Here is a 255-nt window from a genome sequence, read left to right as displayed (position 1 = left end):
GATAGGTGGGTTGCAGTCGATCGAAAATGTCGCGCTCCTGCCCGCCCGACACTCGCACGTCCCAGCGAAGGCGACCGTCAAACACCTGTGCGCGCAGCTTGAAGCTTTGCCGAAGAAGATCTTCCGTCCGCGCCGATTCCATCCCATTGAAAGCAACGATCTGCATGTTCGCCTCGCGACTCTGCATCCTGAAACGATACAGCGCAGCCGCGTGCGCCGATATTCCCGAAAATGGGTAGAAAAGCTAAAAATGCC

At 56.9% G+C, this 255-nt stretch carries 1 protein-coding gene; it reads right to left on the bottom strand.

Going from position 1 to position 255, the window contains the following annotated elements; genetic code table 11:
* Positions 1-142 (bottom strand): acyl-homoserine-lactone synthase (locus tag SB658_RS25730; RefSeq protein WP_410603295.1); only part of this gene is annotated, 142 nt, incomplete at its 3' end.
* Between the last annotated feature and the right edge of the window lie 113 nt (positions 143-255).

This window comes from Bacillus sp. SIMBA_008 (assembly GCF_046535495.1).
Lineage (GTDB): Bacteria > Bacillota > Bacilli > Bacillales > Bacillaceae > Bacillus > Bacillus subtilis.
The sequence above is the reverse complement of the archived record's forward strand: the minus strand, read 5'-3'. Positions and strand labels throughout refer to the sequence as shown.